Origin of the sequence: Rhizobium mayense (assembly GCF_030272705.1) — a bacterium.
GTDB lineage: Bacteria > Pseudomonadota > Alphaproteobacteria > Rhizobiales > Rhizobiaceae > Rhizobium > Rhizobium mayense.
In genome coordinates this window covers 1-319 of record NZ_JARFYM010000142.1, presented here as the reverse complement: position 1 = coordinate 319, position 319 = coordinate 1, and the positions used below count along the sequence as shown (strand labels likewise).

Genomic DNA, 319 nt, shown 5'->3' with positions numbered 1-319 from the left:
CGCGTCGGAGGTTTTTGCCGAGGCCGGAATGGATGTGCCCATACGAGAAATTGCGGACAGGGCGGGGGTCGGCGTCGGCACACTCTACCGCCATTTTCCGACGCGTTCCGACCTTGTCGTCGCCGTCTTCCGCAAGGAGGTCGACGAGGCGTCGAGGCAGCGAAGATGCTGGCCGCGCAGCACCCACCGGGAGAGGCCCTCGAACGATGGGTCGCGCACCATGTGGATTTTATCGCAGCCCACCGTGGGTTGGCGGCGGCGTTCAATTCGGGCGATCCGGCGCTCGAAGGATTGCCCGCACATTTCCAGGAGCGGCTGG

Annotated in this window: 1 pseudogene; it reads left to right on the top strand. The window is 65.2% G+C overall.

Annotated features, from left to right (window positions below):
* Positions 1-319, top strand: a pseudogene (locus PY649_RS34965) (TetR/AcrR family transcriptional regulator); the annotation flags it as partial.